At 65.7% G+C, this 4,413-nt stretch carries 4 protein-coding genes and 1 pseudogene; 3 read left to right on the forward strand and 2 right to left on the reverse strand.

What is annotated here, in order from left to right; genetic code table 11:
• Both VFE81_RS08925 and VFE81_RS08930 read right to left on the reverse strand, forming a co-directional pair.
• Nucleotides 1-354 (reverse strand): annotated as a pseudogene (locus VFE81_RS08925) (FecR protein); the annotation flags it as partial.
• 183 nt (nt 355-537) lie between these two features.
• On the reverse strand, nt 538-1,251 hold the full coding sequence (locus VFE81_RS08930) for a helix-turn-helix transcriptional regulator (protein WP_325044247.1): 714 nt from the start codon (nt 1,249-1,251) through the stop codon (nt 538-540).
• Nucleotides 1,252-1,540: 289 nt separating this feature from the next.
• On the opposite strand from VFE81_RS08930, the gene VFE81_RS08935 reads away from it, so the two are divergent.
• From VFE81_RS08935 to VFE81_RS08945, 3 genes are all read left to right on the forward strand, one after another.
• Nucleotides 1,541-1,684 (forward strand): hypothetical protein, encoded by a 144-nt coding sequence (locus VFE81_RS08935; RefSeq protein ID WP_325044248.1) that lies wholly within the window; start codon nt 1,541-1,543, stop codon nt 1,682-1,684.
• Between the two features lie 137 nt (nt 1,685-1,821).
• Nucleotides 1,822-3,132 carry an MFS transporter gene (locus VFE81_RS08940; RefSeq protein WP_325044249.1) on the forward strand — a complete coding sequence of 437 codons (1,311 nt, stop codon included), beginning with the start codon at nt 1,822-1,824 and terminating at the stop codon, nt 3,130-3,132.
• Nucleotides 3,132-4,304 (forward strand): GlxA family transcriptional regulator, encoded by a 1,173-nt coding sequence (locus tag VFE81_RS08945; protein ID WP_325044250.1) that lies wholly within the window; start codon nt 3,132-3,134, stop codon nt 4,302-4,304. Before VFE81_RS08940 ends, VFE81_RS08945 begins: the two co-directional genes overlap by 1 nt.
• Nucleotides 4,305-4,413: the final 109 nt, after the last annotated feature.

Consider the following 4,413-nt stretch of genomic DNA (forward strand, 5'->3'; position numbering starts at 1 on the left):
GATGTCGAGGCTGGTGGACTGGTCGAGGCGCACCGCAGCCGAGCCGATATGCAGTTCGGAGCGCGCGCTCTGATCGTTCCACAACTGATCGCCGGTGGTGAGCGGGCGATTGATTTGTGCGTACGACCAGTCGGTCGCACCGGCCGGCTCGGTGGTCACGGCGCCGGCGGTGTAGTTCAGACGCGCAACGCGCCCCGGCGGATCGCTAATCTGCGAGGCAGCGCCCGGCGGCGGTGTCTGTTCGGCTTCCTGCGCCAAGGTGGCTTGCGCCGCGAACAGGAATGCCGCGGCGGCGATGAGCGTGTAGCCGGTGATCCGGCGTTTCGAATGTTGAGGTGTGGTCACTGTTCTCATGATTTATCTCCGACGGACGCGGCATTGTGCCGTGTCCGTGAGAGCCACTCTACCCTCACGCTTTGTTTCAAGGCCCCCACTTTTGTAAGGCCCCCTGACGAGCATGTAACAAAAGGTCTCGATAAGGCATTTCGTAAGCTGATTGCGCAAATTCTGTAATCGCGTCAAGCAGTTAAGCGCGGCTCAGGCGGCGAGAAGGGCGTCGAAATGACGGTGGCCTGCCGGTGGGATGCGCAAGATTCGCGGACGCTCAGTACGCTCGACCCAACCATGAGCCGACCACGAATCGAGCAGTGCGGCGCCGAGCGCGCCGCCCAGATGCGGACGCCGTTCGCTCCAGTCGGGACAGGTGCAGGCGAAGCGGCGCCGACGGCTCTTCTGGGCCGACATGTCGATGCCCCAATCGGCGAAACGGGCGGCGCCCTCGGCAGTCGCTTCGAGCGAGGAGCCGTGCAGCGTCAGGAGGCCCCGCTCGACCAGCCGCTCGAATACTCGCACCGACAATTCGCCCGCCATGTGGTCGTAGCAGGTGCGGGCGTAGCGCATGTCCACCGGCACGATGCGCACCGGGCGCGGCGCGGCCCGTTGCGGCGCGCTGACCTGCGCGACATTGGCGAGCGCTTCGATGGATGCGGCGATATCCGGCGAGGCGATCCGGAAATAGCGATGCCGGCCGCGCACTTCGAGCGCGAGCAGGCCGCCGTCGGTCAGGCGCGCCAGATGAGCGCTGGCCGCCGATGGCGAGAGCCCGGCGATCATCGTCAGTTCACCGGCCGGGCGGGCGCTGCCGTCCATCAGTGCCCACAGCATCGCGGCGCGGCCGGGGTCGGAGAGCAGCGCACCGATACGGCTCAGGCCTGGGAAGTGGTTGTGTTCGTCTGCGAGGTTGGCGGGCATCAGGCGTCTCCGGTTGGTGGCGCGGGCAGGGCGCCATGCAGTCCACTGTATCTGGCTGCCGCATTCGATGTTTCAGCTTAGCGTGAATTGTCGAATGCAGTGGCTACGAAAATCCGGTGGTGCAGGGCGGGCTAGTGCGTGCTTTGGTGCTTCGGTGGCGTGTTTCGGGGACGCGTCGGTTCTTCAGTGCCCGGCGCGCCGATGCTTCGGCGGCGTTTCGGCCCCGCTTTGGCATCGCGCCGGGCCGCCAGGCTAGAATCGAATCCTGTCTTTGCGGGAACACGCTCTCATGAAATTCTTTCTTGCCGCCACTGCCGCGGTTCTGCTGTTCAGTGCGTGCGCGCAGAGCGGTTCCGCTCCGAGTTCGGGTGCGGGCACGGGCAGCATCACGATGTACGGCACGATCGACGAAGGCATTTCGGTTCGCAAGTAAGCCCGAAGCAGGGGCGGCCGCTTTTTCGGGCGGGTAAGCGTGGCGGATGGCTGGAATTGATGCATCATTGTCATTCCTGCCATCGCCGGCCATGTGACGATCTGGGCATTGCCACTTTCGCCGCCCGAGGCTTACCGATGCCGCCACGCACCGCTACCGCTACCTCTGCCGCAGCCTCCACAACTGGCTCCGCCCGGTCCTCCGCTGTGTCGTCTTTTACCGCGAGCCAAATCGGCTCCGATGATTCCGATCCTCATGGCCGCCGCGCCGCGCGCGTGCTGGCGGTCTGCCAGGCGCTCTACACCTCATCTGTCTCGATCGATCTGACCTTGACCGGTCTGGTCGGCTATACGCTTGCCGGCGATAAGGCCCTCGCGACGCTGCCGTTCTCGCTGATTACCGTTGCTGCTGCGCTGACGACTATCTTCGCGTCGTTCCTGATGGCGCGCATTGGCCGGCGCGCGGGTTTCGTGCTCGGCGCGGGCGTCGGCGCGCTGGGCGGGGCCATCTCGGTGTGGGCGATCTTTCATCACAGTTTCTGGGCGTTTTGCGCCGGCACGGCGACGGTCGGCGTGTTTCAGGCGTTTGCGCAGTACTACCGGCTGGCGGCCGCCGATGCCGCCGGAATCGAAGGCAAAAGCCGCGCGATTTCGACAGTGCTCACCGGCGGCGTAGTGGCAGCCGTTTGCGGGCCGCTTCTCGCCGCATGGAGCAAGGACTGGCTCGCGCCGGTCGCGTTTGCCGGCTCCTATGCGCTTGTCACCGGTTTCGGACTCTTATCGATTGCCATGCTGGCGCTGTTGTATCGCGACGCCGCGCCATCCGTGCGCGCAGCCATGACTTACGAACCGGCCCGGCCGCTTGGCGAAATCGTTCGACAACCGATCTTTGCCGCGGCGCTCGCTAACAATGCGCTCGGCTACGCCGTGATGATGTTCGTGATGACCGCGACGCCCATCGCCGCAGTCGCGTGCGGTCATACGATTGGCGACGGCGCGGCGATCATTCAATGGCACCTGGTCGGCATGTTCGCGCCGTCGCTGTTTTCCGCGCGGCTGATCAGGCGCTTCGGCGTGCTGCCGGTGATTGGCGCGGGGATCTTGCTGTCAGCGCTGTGCGGTGTCCTGGCGTTGCGCTCGACCGATCTGCCGCACTTCTATGCGGCGCTCGCATGTCTGGGTGTTGGCTGGAATTTCATGTTCGTCGGCGGTTCGACGCTGCTCGCACAATCGTATCGGCCGTCCGAGCGGGCCAAGACGCAGGCAACCAGCGAATTCACGACCTTCGCGTTTTCCGCACTGGGCTCGCTGTTCGCCGGGCAATTGCTGGCGCGCTTCGGCTGGGCGACGATCAATGCTGCGATCTTTCCGCCGCTCGGGATGGCGGCGTTGGCCACGCTTGCGTATGCGTGGTCGAGCAAGCGGCAATCCTCGGAGGTGGTTTCCTGATGGCTGCACGTCATATCGTTTTCGCCGTGGCGCCTGACCTCGTGCTGCTCGATGCGTGCGGCCCGCTCGAGGCGTTCTGGCGCGCTGAATTGACCATGGCGGCCGCGGCGGGCGTAGCGGGTCGTTCTGCTGCTTCTGAGTGTGCGGGTGGATCGGCCGGTGTCGGCAGAGTTGAGGGTGCGGGCGGGCCGAGCGGACCGGGCGCATCAAGCGGATCAACCGACTCAAACAGAAAGGCTTCCGAGCCGATCGCCTATCGCACGACCGTCGCGTCCATCGACGGTGGCGTATTGCAAACCTTCCCGGGTCTGCCGGTCGTGACCGAACGGCTCGACTCGCTCGACGACCAACCGATCGACACGCTGATCGTCCCGGGCATCCCGATCGACGACCATTGCACGTTGCAGCCGGAACTCGTCGCATGGATCAGGCGGCGCGCGCCACAAGCGCGGCGCGTGTGCTCGGTCTGCACGGGCGCTTTCTATCTGGCGGCGGCGGGCCTGCTCGACGGCCGCCGCGCGACCACCCATTGGCGGGAGGCGCCGCATCTCGCACGCCGTTTCCCTAACGTGCGGGTCGACGCCGATCCGATCTTCATCCGCGACGCAGGGCAAGGTGAAGGAGCGGGTGTCGTCTGGACGTCGGCGGGCGTGACGGCGGGCATCGATCTGGCGTTGGCGCTGATCGAAGAAGATGTCGGCCACGCGGTCGCGATGCAGGCGGCGCGGCGGCTGGTCGTTTTCATGAAGCGGCCTGGCGGACAATCGCAATTCAGCGCGGCGCTGGCAGCGCAGGCTTCGGCGGGTAGACCGTTCGAGGCGCTGCATAGCTGGATGGCGGCCCATTTGCGCAACGACCTGTCGGTCGAACGGCTAGCCGAGCGTGCGCAGATGAGCCCGCGGACTTTTGCGCGACGCTACGTCGACGAGGTCGGCCGCACGCCCGCTAGAACCGTGTCGGCACTGCGTCTGGAGGCGGCCGCGCGGGTGCTGGCGGAGTCGCGCCGGCCACTCAAGCGGATTGCGCTCGATTGCGGCTTCGGCAGCGAACAGAACTTGCGGCGCGCCTTTGTGCGGCGCTTCGGCGTGTTGCCGCTCGAGTATCGGGAGCGTTTTGAATCAGCGGTCGTGCCACGGCACGCGGCAGCATCTGCATCTGCGGAGGCGAGTTGATGAACGAAAGCTCGTCGAAAGCATAGCGGCCATCCTGGGCGGCATTCGGCAAGATAACCCGGCCCGACCCGCGACGGAGTCAATATTGCGCTCGTATAATCGCCTCCTT

This window comes from Paraburkholderia sp., assembly GCF_035656215.1.
GTDB lineage: Bacteria > Pseudomonadota > Gammaproteobacteria > Burkholderiales > Burkholderiaceae > Paraburkholderia.

What these genes read in the sequence shown, in the direction of transcription:
- VFE81_RS08930 (WP_325044247.1), bottom strand. Translation starts at nt 1,251, where the DNA reads ATGCCCGCCAACCTCGCAGACGAACACAACCACTTCCCAGGCCTGAGC.
- VFE81_RS08935 (WP_325044248.1), top strand. Translation starts at nt 1,541, where the DNA reads ATGAAATTCTTTCTTGCCGCCACTGCCGCGGTTCTGCTGTTCAGTGCG.
- VFE81_RS08940 (WP_325044249.1), top strand. Translation starts at nt 1,822, where the DNA reads ATGCCGCCACGCACCGCTACCGCTACCTCTGCCGCAGCCTCCACAACT.
- VFE81_RS08945 (WP_325044250.1), top strand. Translation starts at nt 3,132, where the DNA reads ATGGCTGCACGTCATATCGTTTTCGCCGTGGCGCCTGACCTCGTGCTG.